Annotated in this window: 17 protein-coding genes; 15 read left to right on the top strand and 2 right to left on the bottom strand. The window is 74.0% G+C overall.

All coding sequences use genetic code 11. The annotated features are described in order from the left end of the window. Positions 1–9 precede the first annotated feature (9 nt). Positions 10–1,374, top strand: coding sequence for an FAD-binding oxidoreductase (locus ACWEQG_RS01405; protein WP_452280690.1), 1,365 nt, complete (start codon positions 10–12; stop codon positions 1,372–1,374). 24 nt (positions 1,375–1,398) lie between these two features. Here ACWEQG_RS01405 and ACWEQG_RS01400 read toward each other — a convergent pair whose 3' ends face one another. After that, on the bottom strand, positions 1,399–4,959 hold the full coding sequence (locus ACWEQG_RS01400; protein ID WP_452280688.1) for a BTAD domain-containing putative transcriptional regulator: 3,561 nt from the start codon (positions 4,957–4,959) through the stop codon (positions 1,399–1,401). A gap of 157 nt (positions 4,960–5,116) precedes the next feature. On the opposite strand from ACWEQG_RS01400, the gene ACWEQG_RS01395 reads away from it, so the two are divergent. Continuing rightward, positions 5,117–6,460, top strand: coding sequence for an FAD-binding oxidoreductase (locus tag ACWEQG_RS01395; RefSeq protein ID WP_452280686.1), 1,344 nt, complete (start codon positions 5,117–5,119; stop codon positions 6,458–6,460). Positions 6,461–6,533: 73 nt separating this feature from the next. Here ACWEQG_RS01395 and ACWEQG_RS01390 read toward each other — a convergent pair whose 3' ends face one another. Next, positions 6,534–7,214 (bottom strand): DUF4097 family beta strand repeat-containing protein, encoded by a 681-nt coding sequence (locus ACWEQG_RS01390; protein WP_452280684.1) that lies wholly within the window; start codon positions 7,212–7,214, stop codon positions 6,534–6,536. Positions 7,215–7,370: 156 nt separating this feature from the next. Here ACWEQG_RS01390 and aceB point away from each other — a divergent pair, with 156 nt between their 5' ends. The 13 genes from aceB (at position 7,371) to ACWEQG_RS01325 (ending at position 21,036) form a co-directional block, all read left to right on the top strand. Next, complete coding sequence (gene aceB / locus ACWEQG_RS01385) at positions 7,371–8,960, top strand: malate synthase A (protein ID WP_452280683.1); 1,590 nt, start codon at positions 7,371–7,373, stop codon at positions 8,958–8,960. An 18-nt stretch (positions 8,961–8,978) separates the two neighbouring features. After that, on the top strand, positions 8,979–10,430 hold the full coding sequence (locus ACWEQG_RS01380; RefSeq protein WP_452280681.1) for an FAD-linked oxidase C-terminal domain-containing protein: 1,452 nt from the start codon (positions 8,979–8,981) through the stop codon (positions 10,428–10,430). Further along, the gene (locus tag ACWEQG_RS01375) at positions 10,430–11,779 is read left to right on the top strand and encodes an FAD-binding oxidoreductase (RefSeq protein WP_452280679.1); all 1,350 of its coding nucleotides are present in this window, start codon (positions 10,430–10,432) and stop codon (positions 11,777–11,779) included. The genes ACWEQG_RS01380 and ACWEQG_RS01375 overlap by 1 nt, the downstream gene beginning before the upstream one ends. Before the next feature lies 1 nt (position 11,780). Continuing rightward, complete coding sequence (locus tag ACWEQG_RS01370) at positions 11,781–13,010, top strand: (Fe-S)-binding protein (RefSeq protein WP_452280677.1); 1,230 nt, start codon at positions 11,781–11,783, stop codon at positions 13,008–13,010. Positions 13,011–13,085: 75 nt separating this feature from the next. After that, positions 13,086–13,820 (top strand): IclR family transcriptional regulator, encoded by a 735-nt coding sequence (locus tag ACWEQG_RS01365; RefSeq protein ID WP_452280675.1) that lies wholly within the window; start codon positions 13,086–13,088, stop codon positions 13,818–13,820. A 29-nt stretch (positions 13,821–13,849) separates the two neighbouring features. Continuing rightward, positions 13,850–14,068: a DUF2277 domain-containing protein gene (locus ACWEQG_RS01360; protein ID WP_452280673.1), complete on the top strand. Its 219-nt coding sequence runs from the start codon at positions 13,850–13,852 to the stop codon at positions 14,066–14,068. Between the two features lie 91 nt (positions 14,069–14,159). Continuing rightward, a complete protein-coding gene (locus tag ACWEQG_RS01355; RefSeq protein WP_452280671.1) occupies positions 14,160–14,828 on the top strand; it encodes a hypothetical protein in 669 nt (222 codons plus the stop codon). Positions 14,829–15,095: 267 nt separating this feature from the next. Next, entirely contained in the window at positions 15,096–17,045 is a 1,950-nt protein-coding gene (locus tag ACWEQG_RS01350; RefSeq protein ID WP_452280669.1) for an FHA domain-containing protein, read from the top strand. Between the two features lie 109 nt (positions 17,046–17,154). Beyond that, a complete protein-coding gene (locus ACWEQG_RS01345; protein ID WP_452280667.1) occupies positions 17,155–17,892 on the top strand; it encodes an RNA polymerase sigma factor in 738 nt (245 codons plus the stop codon). Next, positions 17,889–18,917 carry a CU044_5270 family protein gene (locus tag ACWEQG_RS01340; RefSeq protein ID WP_452280665.1) on the top strand — a complete coding sequence of 343 codons (1,029 nt, stop codon included), beginning with the start codon at positions 17,889–17,891 and terminating at the stop codon, positions 18,915–18,917. Before ACWEQG_RS01345 ends, ACWEQG_RS01340 begins: the two co-directional genes overlap by 4 nt. A 278-nt stretch (positions 18,918–19,195) precedes the next feature. Beyond that, complete coding sequence (locus ACWEQG_RS01335) at positions 19,196–19,501, top strand: hypothetical protein (protein WP_452280663.1); 306 nt, start codon at positions 19,196–19,198, stop codon at positions 19,499–19,501. 14 nt (positions 19,502–19,515) lie between these two features. Continuing rightward, positions 19,516–20,499, top strand: a complete 984-nt coding sequence (locus tag ACWEQG_RS01330) for a hypothetical protein (protein ID WP_452280661.1) — start codon at positions 19,516–19,518, stop codon at positions 20,497–20,499. After that, positions 20,500–21,036, top strand: a complete 537-nt coding sequence (locus ACWEQG_RS01325; protein WP_452280659.1) for a hypothetical protein — start codon at positions 20,500–20,502, stop codon at positions 21,034–21,036. It abuts the gene before it with no gap. Positions 21,037–21,060 lie beyond the last annotated feature (24 nt).

The following is a 21,060-nucleotide window of genomic DNA, read 5'->3' as shown; positions in this document are numbered from 1 at the left end:
GGGGAAGAGATGGACCAGATCAAGGCGCTCGGCGCCGATCTGCGCCGGGTGGCGCGCGGCCGGGTGCTGGTGCGCGGCGACGAGGGCTTCGACGAGAGCAGGCGCCCCTGGGACATGGCCGTCGACCAGCGGGTCGCGGCGGTCGTCGAGGCGCGGGACGCGCACGACGTCGCGGCCGTGGTCGGCTACGCGAACCTCGCCGGGCTGCGCGTCGCCACCCAGCCGAACGGGCACGCCCCCGCGTCCTTCGACGACGCGATCCTGCTGCGCACGGGTGCGCTGCGCGGCCTGACCGTACGGCCGGCGGAACGGGTGGCCCGGGTGGAGGCCGGCGTCCCGTGGAGCGAGGTGCTCACGGCGGCGGGTGCGCACGGGCTGACGCCTCTGGCGGGCAGCACGGGGGTCGTCAGCGCCACCGGATTCACCCTGGGCGGGGGCCTGAGCTGGTTCGGGCGCAGGTACGGCTTCGCCGCCGACAGCGTGCGCGCGTTCGAGGTCGTGGACGCCTCGGGCGAGCAGACGACCGTCACGGCCGGCAGCGACCCCGAGCTGTTCTGGGCGCTGCGCGGCGGCGGGGGCGACTTCGCGGTGGTGACCGCGATGGAGTTCGACCTGCACCCGGCGCGGGTGCTGTACGGCGGGCGGATCCTGTGGCCGGCCGAACGCGCGGCGGAGGTGCTGGCCGCCTTCCGCGCCACCACGGCCGTGGCGCCCGAGGAGCTGACGGTCTGGTTCCAGCTGCTGCGGTTCCCGCCGCTGCCCGAACTGCCCGAGCCGCTGCGCGGCCTGTCGGCCGTGACGATCGACGTCACCTATTTGGGCGACCCGGACGAGGCGCGGGCCCTGCTGCACCGGTTCGACCGGATCCCCGGGCCTGTCTTCGACACCCGCGGCCGGATGCCGGTGGCGAACCTGGCGGACATCTGCGCTGAGCCGACCGACCCGACGCCCGCCCTGCTGCGCTCCGAGCTGCTCACCGGGCTGGGCGACGCCGACGCGGCGGCGCTGCTGGCCGCCGCCGGGCCCGGCACCATCGCGCCGCTCGCCTACGTGCAGATCCGCCACCTCGGCGGAGCGCTCGCCCAGGTCGACGAGAAGGGCGGAGCCTGCGGGCACATCGCGGAGCCCTACCTGCTGAGCACGCTCGGCGTGCTCGCGGCTCCCGGCATGCGGGAGGCGATCCGGCGGCGGCAGTCGGCCGTCGCGGACGCGGTGGCCGGGGTCTCGACCGGCCGCAAGCCCTTCACCTTCCTCGGCCACGGGGAGCCCGCGGCGTGCGCCTTCCCGGCCGAGATCCTGGCCCGCCTGCGCGAGGTCAAGCGCCGCCGTGACCCCCATGGCGTGATCCTCGGAAACCACCCCGTCCTCGGGTGACGGCGGCTCGTCCGTCCAGCCCGCTCACTCCAGTCCGGCGAGGAGACGCGCGCTCTCCCCCGCCCAGTGGTCCAGCCCCAGGCGCAGGTGGGTCTCGTGGGCCCGGCGCGCGTGGCGCAGGGCGAGGCCGCGCTCGCCGGTCGCGGCCGCCAGCTCGGCCAGGACCATGTGCGTCGATCCCCATCCGGCGCCGCCCATGCCGCTCACCACGAGCCGTCCCGCGTACGGCGAGAGCGTCCGGAGCAGGGCGGCGGGATCGGGCGTGCCGAGCCGGGCGGCGACATGGCCCCACACGACGGTGAGGAACTCGGCGGTCCAGTCCGGGGGAACCCTCGTGCCCCACCGCTCGACGAGCCTGCGGGCGAGAGCCGTGTCCCCGACGTCCAGCGCGGCGAGCACGGCGACGGGGCGCAGCGGCACCATGTCGGCGTCGTGGGCGCGGGACACGAGCCGGTCGGCCAGCTCCGCCACCCGGCCCTGGCCCCGCCTGCAGGTGTAGAGGGTGATCAGGCCGGGATAGTCGAGCCCCCACATGCTGAAGCCCTCGATCAGCGCGGTGAACTCCGCGGCGAGCCGCTCGGCCTCGGCCCAGTCGCCCCGGAGCGTACGGCCGGCGGCCTCGGCGATGCCCGCCATGCCGGTCAGCTCAGGGCGTCTGACCAGCTCCACCAGGCGCCGGCAGTGGGCGAGGTCACGGTCCCATTCGTCCAGCTCGCCCGCCCTGAGCAGGCTTGCCATGCGGAAGATCCGGGCCACGGCCTCGGCGGACGCGTCCAGGGGAAGGGCGAGCATCTCCTCGACGGCGAGGCGGCGTTCCTCCTCGCGCTCCGGCACCCATGCGGCCATCAGGTAGTTGTTGAGCGCGCGGGCCAGCAGCCGGGGGTCGCCGACGCGGCGGGCCAGCCGCACGCCGTCGGCCGCCAGCCGCTCCCCCTCCGCGCGGCGCGGCGAGTAGTACAGCTCGAGCCCGAGGGTGCCGAGCAGGGTGGCCCGCTCCGAGTCGCCGGCGGCCGGTTCGGCCAGCAGCCCTTCGAGCAGCGCGACCATCTGCTCGTCCACCACGCCGTAGTGGCGCCAGTTCCACACCGACAGCCCGCCGAACACGGTGACGGCCTCGATCAGCGTGGCCCGCCGCCCGATCGGGGCGGCCAGGGCGATCGCCTCCTCCAGCACCGACCTGGCCCGGTCGACGTCCCCCACGGCCCGCAGCGCCTCGCCATGGCGCACGAGCAGGGCGCAGCGCCGGGCCGCGTCCGTCGGGCCGAGCGCGGTCAGGGCCCTGCCCCACCAATCGACCGCCTCGTCGTACGCGCACTGGGCGGTGGCCTGACGGGCGGCGCGCACCGCGTACTCCACGGCCTTGGCCGCGCCGCCCGCCCTGGCCGCCATCCCGAAGTGATGGGCGAGGACCGACGGCTCGATGCCCGCGAGCGTCTCCAGGGCCTCGCCGGTGCGCAGATGCAGCCGGGCCCGGCGCACCCTGCCGAGATCGGTGTACAGGGCGTCGCGGACGAGGGCGTGGGAGAACCGGTAGTCGAAGCCATCCGGGACCTCGGCCAGCAGCCCGGTGGCCACGGCGGGTTCGAGCAGCGCCATGACCTCCTCCGCGGGGGTGTCGCAGGCGGCCTCCAGCACGTCGAGGCTCACCTCGCGGCCGAGCACGGCCGCCGCGCCGAGCAGCGCGCGGGTCTCCTCGGGCAGGCGGGCCACCCGGCGGCCGATCACCTCGCGCACGCCCTCGGGCACGCCCGCGGAGGCCGCGTCGAGGCGGTGTTCGCTGTCCAGCAGCCTGACCAGCTCGCCCAGATAGAAGGGGTTGCCGCCGGTCCGCTCGAAGAGCACCGCGGCGAGCCGCGCGTCCGGCAGGTCGCGCCCGGCCAGGTAGGCGGCCACGTCCTCCCGGGTGAACGGCGGCAGCGTGAGGCGCTGCGCGCCGCGTTCGCGGGCGAGCGCGGCCAGGGTCTCGCGGAGCTGGTCGGGCTCGCCTCCCGGCTCCGGCCGCATCGTGGCCAGCACCAGCACCGGCGCGCGGTGCAGCTCCCCGGCCGCGAAGGCCAGCAGCCGCAGCGACGCGGCGTCCGCCCAGTGCAGGTCGTCCAGGACGACGAGCGCCGGTCCGGCCGCGACCAGCGCGCCCGTCACCCGTTCGTGCAGCGCGAACAGCGCCGCGCTGTGTCCCGGGAGCCCGTGCGCCGCAAGCCCGTGTGCCGCAGGCGCGTGCTCCGGCAGCCCGTGTCCAGAAGACCCGCGCCCGGAAAGCCCCTGCCGCGCGTCCGCGCTCTCCGGTTCCGCGACCCCCGACAGGGCCGCGAGGGCCCGGGCCACGTCCGGTCCGCCGCCAGACCCGTCCACGTACGACGCGGGCCCGTACGACGCGGGCCCGTACGGCCCGGTCTCCGGCGGCACGAGGTCGCGCAGCACCTGGAGCCACGGCCAGAAGGCGGGCGCGCCGGTGTCCTCGGCGCACCGGCCCCAGGCGACCGCCATCCCCAGCGCCGACGCCTCGTCGGCGACGGCCTCGGCGAGGCTGGTCTTCCCGATGCCCGCCTCGCCGGACACGAGCAGCACTCCGCCCCGCCCGCGCCGCGCCGACGCGAGGCGCTCGGCGGCCCGATGAAGCTGCTCGCGCCTGGCGATCAGGCCGCCGGCGTGGGACGTCGGCGCGGCCTCCGGACGCGCGACCGACGCCGGCGAACCGGCGGCCACGGCCGGTCCGGTCCGGCCGTCCGGGACGACCGGGACAGCGGGGACGATCGGGGCGCCGGGCACCACCGGGGAGCCGGGGATGCCGCCCGTGCCGTGCTCCGGGGCGACCGGGGGCGTGTCGAGGCCGGGCTCCTGGTCGAGCACCGCCTGCTCCAGCCGCCGCAGCTCGGGGCCGGGCTCCAGGCCCAGCTCGTCGGCGAGCAGCGTGCGCACCCTGCGCAGCGCGGCCAGCGCGTCGGCCTGCCGTCCCGCGCGGTAGAGCGCCCGGACGAGCAGCGCCCACGACCGTTCCCGGTACGGCTGCCCGGCCACCGCGCTCTCCAGGCCGGGCACGCACGAGCCGCTCTCACCGGTGGCCAGCCGGGCCTCGAACCAGTCCTCGGTGGCCGAGGCCCGCAGTTCCGTCAGCCGCGCCACGACCGGCTGCGCGAACTCGTACGCGGCGAACTCGGCGAGCGGTTCGCCCCGCCAGGTCTCCAGCGCGCGGCGCAGCAGATCGGCCGCCGCGGCGGGCTCGCGGGCGAGCGACCGGCGGCCGTCCTCAGCGAGCGCGGCGAAGCGGACCAGGTCCACCTGTCCGGGGGCGACGGCGAGCAGATACCCCGGCTCGCGGGTGAGCAGGACCTTCGGCGGCGTGCGCGGCGGTCTCCCCGGCTCCAGCGCCCGGCGGAGCTGGGAGATGTACGCCTGCAGGGTGCCGGTGGCGCTGGAGGGCGCCTCACCCGACCACAGCTCGTCGATGAGGCGGTCGAGCGAGACGACCCGTCCCGGCTCCAGGGCGAGCATGGCCAGCACCGCTCGCTGCTTCGGCGTGCCGAGATCTATGACGCGACCGGCCGGGTCGATGACCTCGAGCGGACCGAACAGGCGGAATTCCATGGCTCCTCTGACGCGGGATTTGGATCCGTAGCGTATTGCCCGGCTTGTCCGCCGCACGACTAGCGGACTCCTAGTCGATTACTAATCCACCGCAAACCGCCTGCATCAGGATGTGGAGCGATCAGAGAGCGTGAAGCGGGAGGAAATAGTGTCGACTGTGGAAACCGATCTGCGGCGGACGGTGCGCGGGCGGGTGCTCGTGCCCGGCGACGACGCCTTCGAGGCGGCCCGGCTGCCCTGGAACCGGGCGGTGGACCAGCGCGTGCGGGCGGTCGTGGAGATCGAGGACGCGGCGGACGCGGCCGCCGTTGTCCGTTACGCGAGCCTCGCCGGTCTCGCCGTGGCCGCGCAGCCGAGCGGGCACGGCGCGTCGGCCCGTCTCGACGGGACGATCCTGGTGCGCACCGGGCGGCTTCGCGGCGTCGAGGTGCGGCCGGAGCAGCGGACCGCCAGGGTCGAGGCCGGCGTGCAGTGGGGTGAGCTGCTGACCGCGGCCGCCAAGCACGGGCTGACCGGACTGCCCGGCAGCTCTCCCGTCGTCAGCGTCACCGGCTACACGCTCGGCGGCGGGCTCGGCTGGTTCGCCCGCAGGCACGGCTGGGCGGCCGGCGCCGTACGGGCCTTCGAGGTGGTGGACGCCGACGGCGTGGAGGCCCGGGTGACGGCGGACTCCGACCCGGACCTGTTCTGGGCGCTGCGCGGCGGCGGAGGCGACTTCGCCCTGGTGACGGCGATGGAGCTGGACCTGCACCCGGCGCCCCTGCTGTACGGCGGGCGCATGCTGTGGCCCGCGGAGCGGGCGCCCGAGGTGCTCGCCGCCTTCCGGGAGGTCACCGGTACCGCGCCCGTGGAGCTGACCGCCTGGTTCACGATGGTGAAGTTCCCCCCGGTGCCCCAGGTCCCCGAGCCGCTGCGCGGTCTCGCCGCGGTCGCGGTGGACTCGACGTTCCTGGGCGGGGAGGAGGAGGGACGCGGCCTGCTACGGCGATTCGAGGACATCCCCGGCGTGATCCTCGACACCCGCACCCCGATGGCGCCGGACGCCCTGGGCGGCATCTGCGCCGAGCCGACGCAGCCGGTGCCCGGCGCCGGCCGCGGCGAACTGCTGACCGGGCTCGGCGCGGACGTGGCCGGCGATCTCCTCGCGGCCGTGGGCGGCATCGCTCCCCTGGCCACGGTGCAGGTGCGCCACCTGGGCGGCGCGCTGAGCGGGCCCGTCGAGGGCGGCGGTGCGGCCGCGCCCGTCGCGGAGCCGTACCTGCTGGGCATGATCGGGCCGGTCATGTCTCCGGAGGGCGGCCGGGCCGTCGCCGCGCGGCTGGCGGAGATCGCCCGGGCGATGGCGCCGCACACGACCGGCCGCAAACCCTTCACCTATCTGCACGGCGACGAGAAGGCCGCCTCCGCGTTCGACGCGGACACCCTGGCCCGGCTGCGTGAGATCAAGCGCCGCCGCGACCCCGCCGGCGTCTTCCGTTCCAACCAGCCCGTGCTCGCCTGAGGCGCTCCCCGGCCCCGGGCCGCCCCTCGCCCGCGGGACGAGGCACCGCGGACGGCCCCGGTAGCGCCGGGAATCACAGCTTGTGCAGCTCGGCGTCGCCCGATCCGGTCCTGATCGTGATCGCGTGCGGCGCCGAGTCGTCGTCCGCCAGCTCGATCCTGCGATCGCCGCTCCCGGTGGACGCGTCGATGTCGTAGGCGCCGTCCGGCACCCAGAGCCGGCCGTCGCCCGACCCCGTCACCGCCTGCACCTGGTCGGGGACGACGGTGAACCGGAGCGTGATGTCCCCCGACCCCGTGCGGGTGCCGACCTGGGTGGCGGCGAGCCCGCGCGCGTCGACGTCGCCCGACCCGGTGGAGGCGTTGACCTGCCCGCTCAGGTTCCGCAGCGTGATGTCCCCCGAGCCGGTGTCGATCTTCACGGTGAGGCCGCGCGGCACCTCCACCTTGTAGTCCACCGAGCAGTCGCCGCACTTGTAGGAGAGCGTGAGGGTGTCCCCGGCGACGGAGTGGCCGTCCGCGGGCTTGTCCCCACGCCAGTGCAGGGTCTCGGTGACGTGGACGCCGGACCTGTCGCTCTCGTTCACCACGACGTCGCCCGATCCCGTACGGGTGTCGATGACGGTCACCTTGTCCGTCACGTCGTAGGACTGCACGGCCTGCTGCCCGTCGAAGTCGAGCCGTACGTCGCAGGCGGCGACGGCGAGGCTCATCCCCAGGACGGCCCCCGCGACTGCCATCGGCTTGTATCTCATGTCCTCGATCTTCGGGGATGCGTACGCCGCCTCCCATCAGGGAAGTCCCTCAGCATCCCCTGAGCCGTCCCCGACGAGCCGCCGCGTTGACCCCCGGCCCTCCCCTGAAGTAGCGTCGATTCCACGATTCAGAACTATTTTTCCGGAAGGTGGAAAATGACGGAAGACGTCGAGGTCAAGGGCCCTCTGCTGGACCGGTTCGACGAGATCCTCACCCCCGAGGCCCTCGGCTTCGTGGCCACCTTGCAGCGCGAGTTCGACCCCAGGCGAAGGGAGCTGCTCGCCGCCCGGCAGGCGCGGCAGGAGGAGCTGTCCGCGGGCGGCATGCTCGACTTCCTCCCCGGGACCGCCCAGGTCCGCGAGTCCGAGTGGCGGGTCGCCCCGCCCGCGCCGGGGCTGGAGGACCGCAGGGTCGAGATCACCGGTCCGGTCGACCGCAAGATGACGATCAACGCCCTCAACTCCGGCGCCAAGGTCTGGCTGGCCGACTTCGAGGACGCCAACTCCCCGACCTGGGAGAACACGGTGAACGGGCAGCTCAACCTGCGCGACGCCCTCGACCGGACGATCGACTTCTCCTCCGGCGGCAAGACGTACGCGCTGCGGCCGGACGAGGAGCTGGCCACGATCGTGGTCCGCCCGCGCGGCTGGCACCTGCCGGAAAAGCACATCCTGGTGGACGGCTCCGAGATGTCCGGGTCGCTGCTCGACTTCGGGCTCTACTTCTTCCACTGCGCGCGGCGGCAGATCGACAAGGGCCGCGGGCCGTACTTCTACCTGCCGAAGATGGAGTCGCACCTGGAGGCGCGGCTCTGGAACGACGTGTTCGTCCGCGCCCAGGAGCTGCTCGGCGTCCCGCGCGGGACGATCCGGGCGACCGTGCTGATCGAGACCTACCCCGCCGCGTTCGAGATGGAGGAGATCCTCTACGAGCTGCGCGAGCACTCCGCGGGCCTCAACGCCGGCCGCTGGGACTACCTGTTCAGCGTCATCAAGAAGTTCCGCACCCGGGGGCGGGAGTTCCTGCTGCCCGAGCGCAACGCGGTGACGATGACCGCGCCGTTCATGCGGGCCTACACCGAGCTGCTGGTGCGCACCTGCCACAAGCGCGGCGCGCACGCGATCGGCGGCATGGCGGCCTTCATCCCCTCCCGCCGCGACCCCGAGGTCAACAAGGTCGCGCTGGAGAAGGTCCGGGCCGACAAGACACGCGAGTCCGGCGACGGCTTCGACGGCTCCTGGGTGGCCCACCCCGACCTCGTGCCGATCTGCCGCGAGGTCTTCGACGGCGTGCTCGGCGACCGGCCCAACCAGCTCGACCGGCTGCGCGAGGACGTCAACGTCACGGCCGAGGACCTGCTCTCGGTGTCCAAGACCCCCGGCGAGATCACCGAGGCCGGGCTGCGCAACAACGTGGACGTCGGCCTGCGCTACCTGGCGGCCTGGATGGGCGGCAACGGCGCCGCGGCGATCCACAACCTGATGGAGGACGCGGCGACGGCCGAGATCTCCCGTTCGCAGGTCTGGCAGTGGATCCACAACGACATCACGCTGGCCGACACCGGCGCGGTGGTGACACGGGAGCTCGTCGAGCGGATCATCGAGGAGGAGCTGGCCCGCATCGCCGCCGAGCCGGGCTACGACGAGAAGCTCTACGCGCAGGCCACGGCCCTGTTCAAGGAGGTCGCCCTTGACGACGACTTCGCGGAGTTCCTCACGCTTCCCGCGTACGCGCGCATGCCGTGAGCGGATGAGGGGAGGCCGATGCCCGAGCTCGAACGGCTGACGGAGCGCCTTGCCGCCGTGCTCCCGCCGGACGCCGTCATCACCGATCCCGTACGGCTGCGCACCTACGAGTGCGACGGGCTGACCCACCACCGGGCGACCCCCGGCGTGGTCGTGCTGCCCGGGACGGCCGAGCAGGTCGCCGCGGTGGTGCGGCTGTGCGGTGAGCACGGCGTGCCCTTCGTCGCCCGGGGGTCGGGCACCGGCCTGTCCGGCGGCGCCCTGCCCCGCACGGACGGCGTGCTGATCGTCACCTCCCGCATGCGGCGGATCGTCGAGATCGACATCCCGAACCGCCGGGCCGTGGTGGAGCCGGGGGTGACGAACCTGGCGATCACCGAGGCGGTCCGCGACCAGGGGTACTACTACGCCCCCGACCCCTCCAGCCAGCAGGTCTGCTCCATCGGCGGCAACGTGGCGGAGAACTCGGGCGGCGCGCACTGCCTCAAGTACGGCTTCACGGTCAACCACGTCCTGGCCGCCGAGATCGTGACACCGGACGGGGAGATCGTGGAGCTGTCCGCCGACGATCCCGGCTACGACCTGCTCGGCGCGTTCATCGGCTCGGAGGGCACGCTCGGCATCGCCACCAGGATCACCGTACGGCTGTCGCGGGCGCCCGAGGCGGTCACGACCCTGCTCGCCGCCTTCACGGGCATCGAGGCCGGCGGCCGCGCGGTGTCGGCGATCATCGCGGCGGGCGTGGTCCCGGCCGCGATCGAGATGATGGACGCGCTGGCGATCGAGGCGGCCGAGGCCGCAGTGCACTGCGGTTACCCCGCCGGGGCGGGAGCCGTACTCGTGGTCGAGCTGGACGGGCCGCGCGCGGAGGTCGAGCACCAGTTCGCCGCCGTGGAACGGCTGTGCCGTGACAGCGGCGCCTTCGAGATCCGGGTGGCCGCCTCCGCCGAGGAACGGGCGGCCATCTGGAAGGGCCGCAAGTCGGCGTTCGCCGCCGTGGGCCGGATCAGCCCGGCGTACATCGTGCAGGACGGCGTGGTGCCGCGGACCGCGCTGCCGCGCGTGCTCGCGGGGATCGACCGGCTGCAGGAGGAGTACGGGATCCGGGTGGCCAACGTCTTCCACGCCGGCGACGGCAACCTCCATCCCCTCGTGCTGTTCGACGACTCCGTGCCCGGCGAGGCCGAGCGCGCCGAGGCCGTCAGCGGGCGCATCCTCGACCTGTGCGTCGAGCACGGCGGGTCGATCACCGGGGAGCACGGCGTCGGCGTGGACAAGGCCCGCTACATGCCCCGGATGTTCACCGAGGACGACCTCGACACCATGCAGCTCCTGCGGTGCGCGTTCGACCCGGAGGGCCTGGCCAACCCCGGCAAGGTCTTCCCCACCCCGCGGCTGTGCGGGGAGGCGCCGGGAGTGCGCAGGGGTGCGCACCCGCTGGTGGAGGCCGGCCTGGCGGAGCAGTTCTGATGGACGCCGCCGAGAACGCGCTGGCCGCGACGGGCGTGGAGATCCGCGCGGCGGGCGACGTAGACGAGGTCGCGGGCGTGCGCCCGCGCCTGGTGGCGCTGCCCGGGTCGGCCGAGGAGATCGCGGCCGTCATGCGGGCGTGCGCCGCGCACGACCTGGCCGCCGTCGCGACCGGCGGCCGGACCAAGCTGCACTGGGGCGCCCGGCCCGAACGCTGCGACGTGCTCGTCGACCTGTCCCGCATGAACCGGGTGCTGGAGCACACGGCGGGCGACCTGGTCGTGCGGGCGCAGGCCGGGGTGACCCTGGAGGCGCTGGCGGACACCCTCGCCGGGGAGAACCAGGAGCTCGCGCTCGACGTGCCCGTGCCCGGCACCACGGTCGGCGGGCTGCTCGCCACCGGGATCGCCGGGCCGCGCAGGTTCCGGTACGGCACGGCCCGCGACCTGCTCATCGGCGTCACGGTCGTGCTCGCCGACGGCACGATCGCCAGGTCGGGCGGGAAGGTCGTCAAGAACGTCGCCGGGTACGACCTCGGCAAGCTGTTCACCGGCTCGTACGGCACGCTCGGGATCATCGCTGACGCGACGTTCCGCCTCCATCCGGTGCCCGCCGCGCGCGCCTGGGTGACGGCGACCGTCGAGCGCCCGGTGACCGAGACCGCCGAGCCCTGCGCGTACGAGGGCAGGACGTGGAACACCACGTCCACAGACATGGCGGCGTCCCTGCGCACGGTGGTCGCGGCGGTCACCGAGTCGCCGCTGGAGCCGAGCGCGGTGGAGGTGGACTGGCCCGACGTGGACGGCCCCTGCACGGTCGCGGTCCTGGTGGAGGGCGCCGCCGCGGCCGAGCGCGCCAAGGCCCTGTGCCCGCTGATGGGCGAGACGGCGGAGGTGGCCGAGGAGCCGCCGCCCTGGTGGGGGCGCCTGCCCGAGCCTCCGGGACCGGACGGGCCGCGCGACGCCGGGGGCCGGGCCGTGGGCAGCGGGGACACCCTGCTGGAGGTCAGGATCAGTCCCTCGGCTCTGGCCGAGGTCTTCGTCGGCCCGTTCCGCGCGGCCCGCGCCGCGGACGTGCGCCCGGCGATGCGCGGCTCGCTCGCCGCCGGAGCGCTGCACGTGAGCGTCCGCGGCCTTCCCGGCGAGGTCGCCGGGTTCGTGGGCGTGCTGCGCGACGATCTGGAGAGTGTCCCGGGCGGCCGGGTCGTGGTGCCGGCCGCGCCCTGGGAGACCGCGCGCCGCCTCGACCGGTGGGGGCATGTCGGCGCGCTGCCGCTGATGCGCCGGGTCAAGGAGCGCTTCGACCCCGGTCGCCGGCTGTCCCCCGGCCGCTTCGTGGGAGGCATCTGAGATGGATCCCGAACTGATCAGAGACTGCGTGCACTGCGGGTTCTGCCTGCCCACCTGCCCGACGTACGTGCTGTGGGGCGAGGAGATGGACTCCCCGCGCGGGCGCATCCACCTGATGGGGCAGCACGCCGAGGGCACCCCTGTCACCGACGCGATGGCGGGCCACTTCGACGCCTGCCTCGGCTGCATGGCCTGCGTCACCGCGTGCCCCTCCGGCGTGCGGTACGACCGGCTGATCGAGCAGACCCGGGCGGTCGTCGAGCGCGAGCACGTGCGCCGCCCGGACGAGCGCGCGATCCGGGCCCTGGTGTTCGCGTTGTTCCCCTACCGGCGAAGGCTGCGGGCCATGCGGCTGCCGATGCGGTTGAGCAGGCGCCTCCAGCCGTTCCTGGAGCGGGTGAATCCCTCGCTCGGCGCGATGGCCGAACTGGCCCCTCGCGTCCCCCGGCCCGTACGGCTGCCGCCGCTGGTGCGGGCGAGGCGGCGGCGCAGGGCGCGGGTCGGGCTGCTCACCGGTTGCGTGCAGGGCGAGTTCTTCCCCCAGGTCAACGCGGCGACGGCCCGGGTGCTCGCGCTGGAGGGCTGCGACGTGGTGATCCCGCCCCGGCAGGGCTGCTGCGGGGCGCTGTCGCTGCACTCGGGCCGGGAGGCCGAGGCACGGAGGTTCGCCCGCCGAACGATCGCCGCCTTCGAGCGGGCCGGCGTGGACACGGTGGTGGTCAACGCGGCGGGCTGCGGGTCGAGCATGAAGGACTACGCCGAGGTGCTGGCGGACGAGCCCGGCTGGGCGGCCCGCGCCGAGGCGCTGCGGACCCGCGACCTGGCGGAGTTCCTGGTCGAGCTGGGTCCCGTCGCCGAGCGCCGTCCGCTGCCGGTCACGGTCGCCTACCACGACGCCTGTCACCTGGCCCACGCCCAGGGCGTGCGCGCCCAGCCGCGCGAACTGCTGCGCGCGATCCCGGGGCTGCAGCTGCGGGAGATCGAGGAGTCCGCGATCTGCTGCGGGTCCGCGGGCACCTACAACCTCTTCCGGCCCGAGGCGGCCCGGCAGCTGGGCGACCGCAAGGCCGAGCGCGTGCTCGCCGCCGGCGCCGACGTGCTGGTGTCGGCCAACCCGGGATGCACCATGCAGATCGCGGCCGCCGTACGGAGGGCGGGCAAGGGGGAGATCCGGGTCGCGCACACGGCCGAGGTGCTCGACGCCTCGCTGCGAGGGCTGGGGAGTGTCTGACAGGGCTTGATGTGCCGGACACGACCGAGAACCCGGCATCCTGGGACGGTCCCCGATGCGGAGGAGGAGGACGCGGTGAGCGTGCAGAGCGTCGACCGGGCGCTGGACGTGCTCGAAGCACTGTCCGAGCACGGCGGCCAGGCCGGCCTGTCGGAGATCGCTGCCACGACCGGCCTGCCGTACGGGACGATCCACCGGCTGTTACAGACGCTGCTGGCCCGTGGATACGTTCGGCAGGAGTCCGACCGGCGCTACGCGCTCGGCGGCGCGCTGGTGCGCATCGGCGGCGTCGCCGAGCGGATGCTCGCGGTGTGGGCCGAGCCGTACCTCGCGAGGCTGGTCGAGCTGTCCGGCGAGACCGCGAACCTCGCCGTGCTGGAGGGCGACTACGTGGTCTACGTGGCCCAGGCGCCCTCGCCGCGCAGGCTGCGGATGTTCGCCGAGGTCGGCCGTCGCGTGCTGCCGCACAGCACGGCCGTCGGCAAGGCCCTGCTGGCCGAGCGGGACGACGCGGCGGCGGTGTTCCGGCGCACCGGGCTGCCCCGCCGTACGGACCGGACGATCACCGAGGTCGGCGACCTGATGGAGGAGCTCGACCGGGTACGCGCCCGGGGATACGCGCTCGACCTGGGCGAGGAGGAGAACGGCGTGCACTGCATGGCCGTGCCCGTCCACGACGGCGGGCGGACCTTCGCGGCGATGTCGGTGTCCGGACCGGCCGAGCGCATCGACGCGATCGACCGCGAGGAGCTCGCCGCGATGCTGCGCAAGGTGGCGGAGGACTTCGGCGCCGCCGTCTTCCGCTCCTGACCGCACCCCGGATGGGTCACTATGGGGTCATGTGCCGAAGCATCAAGACCCTGCGCCCGCCGTTCACCGACGAGGTGACCGAAGAGGACATCCGGGCGGCGGCCCTGCAGTACGTCCGCAAGATCTCCGGGTTCCGCGCCCCGGCGGCCCACAACGCCGAGGCGTTCGACCGGGCGGTCGAGGAGATCACGCAGGCCAGCACGGCCCTGCTGGCGTCCCTCCAGGTGCGCGGCTCGGCGACCGGGTAGCACGGCCGGGTCCACCCGGCACGGTCCAGGCAGCGTGCTCATGGCAGCACGGTCCAAGCGGATCACAAGTGGTGGGCGGGACAGTGGCCGCATGGGTGCCATCTCCGATTTCCTCCTGGCCCGGCGGCTGCGCAAGGGGCCGACGCTGTTGCTGCCGTACGTTCCCGATCTCACGACCGTGCTGGAGACCGTGCGGCTGCACGACCCGCAGGCCGGGCCGTACTGGCGCGGGTTCAAGATCGGCGAGAACGTCGAGCTGCGCGGGCCGATCGAGCTGACCCCGGAGCTGGCGGCCAGGGCGGGACTTCCGGCGGGCTGGGGTGCCGCGTTCTTCGCCCGCAACATCGACAGCGAGGCGGGCGGCGACTTCGCCCGGCCGAGCCTGCTCGTGCGGGGGCTGGCCGAGCGGCTCGGCGGCCGGGAGCACCCGGAGTGCCAGGAGCCTCCGGAGGACCTGGCCGAGGTCACCGGCGGGCGGCTCATCCCGGTGGACGAGGTGATCGGCCTGCTCGCGGACGACGTGCCCGGGCTCGCCGTCACGTCGGTGACCGACGCCGGCACGACGTTGCTCACCAGCGGCGAGAGCCCGATCGAGGTCTTCGTCAACGAGTGGGACGCCGACGACGTGACGTACGAGCTGTCGGCGGACGGCGGCTACGGCACGGAGGTCCCCGCCGCCGCCCGGCGGGCCGCCCTCGCGATCGCGGCCCGCGCCGGCGGGGTGGCCCGCGACCACAACGGGTTCCTCATCACGCGGTGAGCACATCGGGCGCCTCCGCGCCGTACAGGACCGGGCCGTACGGGACCGGGCCGGACCGGAGGGCGCCGAGCCGGGCGACGCCGGGCTGATCGAGGCGCCGGTTACCACGCCCGGGCTTCTCGGGTCTCTGCGGGTCCGCGGGACGCCGTCGCCCGCCTCGCCCGCGCAGGGTGATTGCCCGTCCTGACTGGAACGCTTTGCAGCAGACGGGAAGCGTGTCACGATTAATGATCGCATTGGCGGTTCCGAGGGAAAGGGGGCGGACCGGTGCCACCTGCGATCGTCGGGCATGAAGGTCCCCTAGCCGGTCAGCGCTTCCCGATCGACGACAAGCCGATCACCTTCGGTCGCAGAGGCGACAACAGCGTGGTGATCACGAGCGAGCGGGCCTCGCGCTTCCATGCGGAGGTGCGCCGCGAGCCCGAGGGCTACGTGCTGCTCGACCGGGGCAGCAGCAACGGGACGCTGGTCAACGGCAGGCGCGTCACCACGCATGTGCTCCGGCCCGGAGACACGATCGCCATCGGAGGGGAGACGTTCCGCTTCGAGGCGTTCGACGACTCCGAGACGGTCATGGACACCTCGGTGCGGCAACGGCTCCGCTGGACGTTTCCGGACGTCGAACCGGAGCAGGTCCTGCACGTCACCGTCTCCGGTGGCGGGCCCGTCGGGCTGGCCTTCGCCCTGCTCCTCGACCACCTCATGGGGCAACGCGTCGCCATCACGATCTACGACGGCCGCTGGACCGAGGACGGGCAGCGGATCGTGTGGAAGAACGCCACGCAGGGCAACAACCGGCGGCAGCAGGTCGTGACGGTGCAGAGCCGCCAGTATCTGAACCTCCCGGAGGACGTCCAGTCGCGGCTGTTCACCGAGGGGTCCTACAGCGAGATGTGGCCGGCCGGTCCGGACTCGATCCGCGGCTACGGCCCGCGGAACATCCGAATCGCCTACATCGAGGACACCCTGCTGGAGATGGCGAACGAGAGGTCCGCCCGCATCCGCCTGGTGCCCGAGATATTCGACGCCGCGGCGCGCCAGGACGCCGTGGCCAAGGAGCATGTGCTCGCCATCTGCGAGGGAGGGCGCTCGCGGACCCGCGAGCACTTCACCGACAGGTTCGGCCGGGCCGACGATTCGATCTTCTCTGTCGACGGCCGGCACCTGCAGGACGTGGTGCTGGGGCTGCGGGTGAAGTCCAGCCTGCCGGACCCGGCGATCGTGCTGCTGACCGTGGCGCAGAACCGGTTCCTCCTGAACTCCCTGCGCGGCGAGGGCTTCCTGAACATGCGGCTCACCGACGACGAGGCCGCGGAGGTCGTCGGCATCGACCCCGTCCGGCACGTGTTCGAGGAGTGCGTCGCCTCCAGTCCCTGCCTCATGGAGCGCACCGAGGACGGGGACTTCCACTGCTCGACCCACCACACGCTGTTCCTGCCCGCCCTCATCAGGGGTTCGGCACTGTGGAGGCGGGCGAAGGAAGGGCTCGCGCTCTTCGGCGTCGCCGACGGCGACGTGAGCGCGGTCACCGCCTTCCGGCTGGACATGGTGCAGCGGCCGCGGTTCACCGCCCGGTTGTACTCCCCCACCTCGACCACCCCGGGGACGTACGGGTTCCTCCTGGGGGACGCGGCCAACGCGATCCACTTCTGGCCGGGGCGGGGCCTCAACAGCGGGCTGGCGTCGGCCATCTCGCTGGCCCGGTCGCTCAACCGCAACTGGCGCGGCAGGCCGTTGCGGGACGCCGACTTCGTACGGCACGAGGCCGCGATGTCGATGCTGCAGTATCGGCACAAGAGCCGCGCGTGGAACGCGATGGTGACCACCGACGAGCAGGGGGTCACCCGGGCGATCAAGGACACGATCGTCCAGGGCATCGAGGAGGGCCGCGCCGCCCCGGACAGGGAAGCGGACATCGACGCCCTGATGGAGCGCCTGCGACAGATCCGCGACCGCCTGTCACCACGTGTTCCCGGCATGCCCGACGACGCGACCCTCATCCGGCACCTGCGCGAACTGCGCAGCGAGACGCTGCGTACCCTGCTGGTGAGCGGAGCCTGGGAGACGCTGACGGTCGGCGGGGAGGAGGTCGACATCGACATCTTCGACCAGCCGGTTCCCGCGGCGTCCCCCGTGGCGTCGTCTGCCGAGGGGGCGCTCGTCGCGGGGCAGGCGGACGGACCGGCCAGGCGGCCCGGCGGCACGCCCTCCGGCTGACGTCGCTCCGGCGAACCAGGGAACCGGCCCGGGCCGTCCGGCGGAGTAGGGGTGAAGGGCGCGACGACGCCCGCGGAAGGATAACCCCTATGAACGGACAAAACGGGTGGTGAGGACGGTCTCCGGCGACACGCGCTTCCCCACGGTCGCCCCCGGTCGCGAGCCCGGCGGCTCGCGCGACGGCACGGCGCCAGGGACCGGGACCCGCAGCGGGGCACGCGGCGCCGGCGCCGTCGGCACCCGGCGGTACGACACCGCATCACGCGGCACCGGGCCGGAGGGCGACGAGCCGAGCGACGCCGGGCTGATCGAGGCGTCGCTGACCGCGCCCGAGCGGTTCGCCGGCGTCTTCGACCGGCACGCGGACGAGATCCACGCCTACGCCGGCCGCCGGCTCGGCCCCGAGCACGCCGACGACGTGACCGCGGAGACGTTCCTCGTGGCGTTCCGCAAGCGGCACAGGTACGACACGTCCCGGCCGGACGCCCGTCCCTGGCTGTACGGCATCGCCGGCAACCTCATCTCCGGGCACCGCCGCTCCGAGGTCCGGCGCCTGCGAGCGCTCGCCCGCGCGCCGCGCGACGCCGGCGAGCGCGGCTTCCACGAGGAGGAACGCGGAGCGGAGCGGGCGAGCGCCGCCGCCCTGCGGCCCGCCCTCGCCGCCGCGCTGGCCAGGCTGTCGGCCGCCGAGCGCGACCTGCTCCTGCTGGTCGCCTGGGCCGACCTCTCCTACGAGGAGGCGGCCGAGGCGCTGAAGATCCCCATCGGCACGGTCCGCTCGCGCCTGCACCGGGTGCGCGCGAAGCTGCGCCGCCATCTCGACCTTCCCGAGGAGAACGGCTCATGACCGACGAGATCGACCTGGTGGCGCGGGAACGGCCGGACGTCGCGCCTTACTCTCTGGCGGCCAAGGCCGCCGTACGGCGGCGGCTCGCCGACCCCGCGGGGCGTCCCGCCCGCCCGCGCCCGCGTCCGTACGTGCTCCTCGCGGGCGGGACGGCGCTGCTCGCCGCGGCGGGGGCCGCGGCCGTCACCACCGTCCTCACAGGGCCGGAGCCCCGGCCGGCGACGGTGCGCCCGGGGGTCGTGAGGCTGCCGGAGGTGTCGGCCATGTCGGCCGAGGAGGTGCTGGGCAGGGCGGCCCGCGCCGTGACCGACCTGTCGCCGCGCGACGACCAGTTCGTCAAGGTGAGCTCCCAGACGATGTACGAGTCCACCGTGGTCGGCGAGGGCGACAAGGAGTCCCGCTACCTCTACCGGACCAAGCGGACGATCTGGCTGTCGGCCGACGGCACGAGGGACGGCGCGCTGAAGATCGACCATCTGGAGCCCCGCGCCTACCCCGGCTGGCCGATCCCGCCGGAGGCGTACAAGGAGAAGGGCACCGAGTGGATGCGGCTCCCCGCCTGTGACAGCGTGCGGGACACCGCCTACATCACGCTGAAGAAGCTGCCCGCCGACCCGGAGAAGATGCGCTCCTACCTGTACGACCGGCCGCGCGGCGACAATCCACCCGACACGGGGGCGTGGACTGCCGTCGGCGATCTGCTGCGGGAGACGTACGTGCCGGCCCCCCAGCGCGCGGCGCTGTTCAAGGCCGCCGCCACGATCCCCGGGGTCACGGTGACCGAGAACATCGAGGACGCCGCGGGACGGTCCGGCATCGGCGTCGGCCGGGTCTCCGGCGGGGTGCGCGAGGAGATCATCTTCGACCCCTCCACGTACGAGCTCCTCGGGGAGCGCGGCATCGTGGTGGACGAGAAGGCGGCGGAGGCGCCCGCCGGGAGCCTGGTCGCCTCGACCGCCCAGCTGGAGGTCACGGTCGACGACACCGCGCCCGAGGTGGACGACCCCCACACCGTCTGCGGCTGAGCCATCGGCCCGGCCCTCGTCCTGAGCCGGTCACGCGGGTGGCCGAGCTGTCCGAAGCGGGCTGCCCGGTCTTCCGGGCCCGGTCTTCCGGGCCCGGTCTTTCGGAGCCGGTCTTTCGGGGCCGGTCCGTCGCAGCGGGCGGCCTTCGGGTACGTCGGGCCGGTCCGTCCGCCCGGTTTGCCGGGCGGTTCATCGGGCCGGTCCGTCGTGACAGTCCGTCGGGGGCCTGTCGGTGCGGCCCCCTAAGATCGTCCTCCTGCCGTGCGGAAGGACGTGACGTGGTGCGGCTTCGCCCGGAGCTGTGGGTGCCGAGACTCTACCTCGGCGTCGCCGGCGTCGCCGCCGTGGCCGCTCTCGTCACCTGGGACGTCGGGCCCCTGTGGCTGGCGGTGCTGTGGTGTCCGCTCGACGAGTTCCGCGCGGACGTCCTGATGGACGGGCACACCGTCGTGGTCGCGGTGCCGGTTCTCCTCGCGATCCTCGCGCTCAAGACCTGGATGCTGCGGCAGGTGCTCGCCCTCCCCGGGCAGGCGGGCCCGCACGGCGGCCGGGGGAGGTCTGGCTGCGGCGTCTGCTCTATCTGACCGTCGCCCACGCCGTGGTCCTCCGGTTGCCGGCCGGCCTGCTCCCCGGGTTTCTGAAGGACTTCGTCGAGCCGACCCTGTGGGGCCTGATGCAGGTGCTGTTCGCGCTGGTCCTCTCCGGCCGGTGGGTCCGGCTCTGCGCCGTCGTCGCCGCACTGGCGGCCTCGGCGGCCCTGGTGGAGAACTGGCTCCTGCCGCTCGCCATCGCCACCATGTCGCCGCACGCGCCGTCGCTGTTCCCGGGTGAGCCGTCGCTGTTCGCGGGCACGCCGTCGCTGAAGATCGGCATCATGCTGCTCAGTCTGGCCGCGCCGGCCTGGCAGACGCTGGTCCTCATCGGCCAGCACCGCGACGGGCGGTGGAGCAGGGCGACGCTCGCGGCCGGCTGGCTGAGCCTGGGGCTCTCGCCAGCCGTCCCGTTGGCGGGCGCGGGCCTCGAATGGGTGGTCTCGTCCGCCGCCTGGCCCCTGACCCTGCTGCTGGACGAGGCCGACGGCGTGATGCTCGCGGTGTGGCTCGCCCGCTCCGCCCACGAACTCGCCGCGCCACGGTCCGTGCCACGCCCCGCGCGCCCGTTCCGCCTGCCCAGGCCGATCCCGGCGGCGGCCGTGATCCTGCCCCTCCTCGTGCTGGTGCGGCCCGAGACCGCCCCGAGATTCACCTTCACCGGCTGGGGCGAGGAGTGCTACGAGTGGACCGCCTCGTACCGCCGTTACGGCGACACCCGGCCGGAGGACAGGGAGAAGGCTTTCCTCTGCCATGCGCGCAGCACGATGGACGGGCTGCCGCCGATGTTCCCCGACACTCTTCCCGACCAGTACGTCCTGGCCTACGGCAGAAGGCTCTGCGCGGCCGCGGACGGGGCGCAGCAGCACGCTCTCCTCGAGGAGGCCGGCAGCGAGCGCGCTTCGTCGGGCGCCGGCAGGAACGCGCTGGTGTTCCTCTGCCCCACGGCTGTGGCCGCCGACGAACCCGAGTCGCTGCGCTCCGAGTCCTAGGTGCGCGCGGACGCCGACCGCCACGTCGCGGAGGAGAACGCCCGCTGCCGAGATCCCTGGCCCCGGCTGCGGGCCCGGCGGCAGGGCACGGCCGCGTACTTCCTGTTCGAGGGCGGGGGTTACGCCGTGTACGACCCGGAGGACACCTCGGCGGAGGGCGAGGGCGTCTTCGACGCGGCGATCGACGACGGGTTCGTCGCCGCCGGAGGCGGCACGGTGGCCGTGATGACGTACGGCGAGAACCAGCCGATGTGCCTGACCGTCAAGGCGTTCGACGCGGCGCCCCCGCTGCGGCTGCGGGGCTGGGAGCAGGTGGCCGAGGTCGGCGTGGTCAGCCGCGGCGGGCGGCTGCAGATGCCCTCGTACGCCGACGGCGACGACGAGGGTGCCGGGGCTCGACTGCCGAACCTTGCGGTGAAAGGCCCCGGGCGCTACCGCGTGCGGGTCTACGCCCGGGGAGTGGACGGCACCGGCCCCGAGGAACACCTGGTCGTCGTCTTCCCCGGCCGGTCGGCCAGGAAGATCGTCTACCGATGAAGCAGGCCTTCTACTTGCACTGCT

The sequence above is a fragment of the Microbispora sp. NPDC004025 genome, assembly GCF_053604425.1.
This window is presented reverse-complemented; position numbering and strand designations above follow the sequence as displayed.

Excerpts from the sequence above, each read along its gene's own strand:
- ACWEQG_RS01405 (WP_452280690.1), top strand. The coding sequence starts at position 10 with ATGGACCAGATCAAGGCGCTCGGCGCCGATCTGCGCCGGGTGGCGCGC.
- ACWEQG_RS01400 (WP_452280688.1), bottom strand. The coding sequence starts at position 4,959 with ATGGAATTCCGCCTGTTCGGTCCGCTCGAGGTCATCGACCCGGCCGGT.
- ACWEQG_RS01390 (WP_452280684.1), bottom strand. The coding sequence starts at position 7,214 with ATGAGATACAAGCCGATGGCAGTCGCGGGGGCCGTCCTGGGGATGAGC.
- aceB (WP_452280683.1), top strand. The coding sequence starts at position 7,371 with ATGACGGAAGACGTCGAGGTCAAGGGCCCTCTGCTGGACCGGTTCGAC.
- ACWEQG_RS01380 (WP_452280681.1), top strand. The coding sequence starts at position 8,979 with ATGCCCGAGCTCGAACGGCTGACGGAGCGCCTTGCCGCCGTGCTCCCG.
- ACWEQG_RS01375 (WP_452280679.1), top strand. The coding sequence starts at position 10,430 with ATGGACGCCGCCGAGAACGCGCTGGCCGCGACGGGCGTGGAGATCCGC.
- ACWEQG_RS01370 (WP_452280677.1), top strand. The coding sequence starts at position 11,781 with ATGGATCCCGAACTGATCAGAGACTGCGTGCACTGCGGGTTCTGCCTG.
- ACWEQG_RS01360 (WP_452280673.1), top strand. The coding sequence starts at position 13,850 with ATGTGCCGAAGCATCAAGACCCTGCGCCCGCCGTTCACCGACGAGGTG.
- ACWEQG_RS01355 (WP_452280671.1), top strand. The coding sequence starts at position 14,160 with ATGGGTGCCATCTCCGATTTCCTCCTGGCCCGGCGGCTGCGCAAGGGG.
- ACWEQG_RS01340 (WP_452280665.1), top strand. The coding sequence starts at position 17,889 with ATGACCGACGAGATCGACCTGGTGGCGCGGGAACGGCCGGACGTCGCG.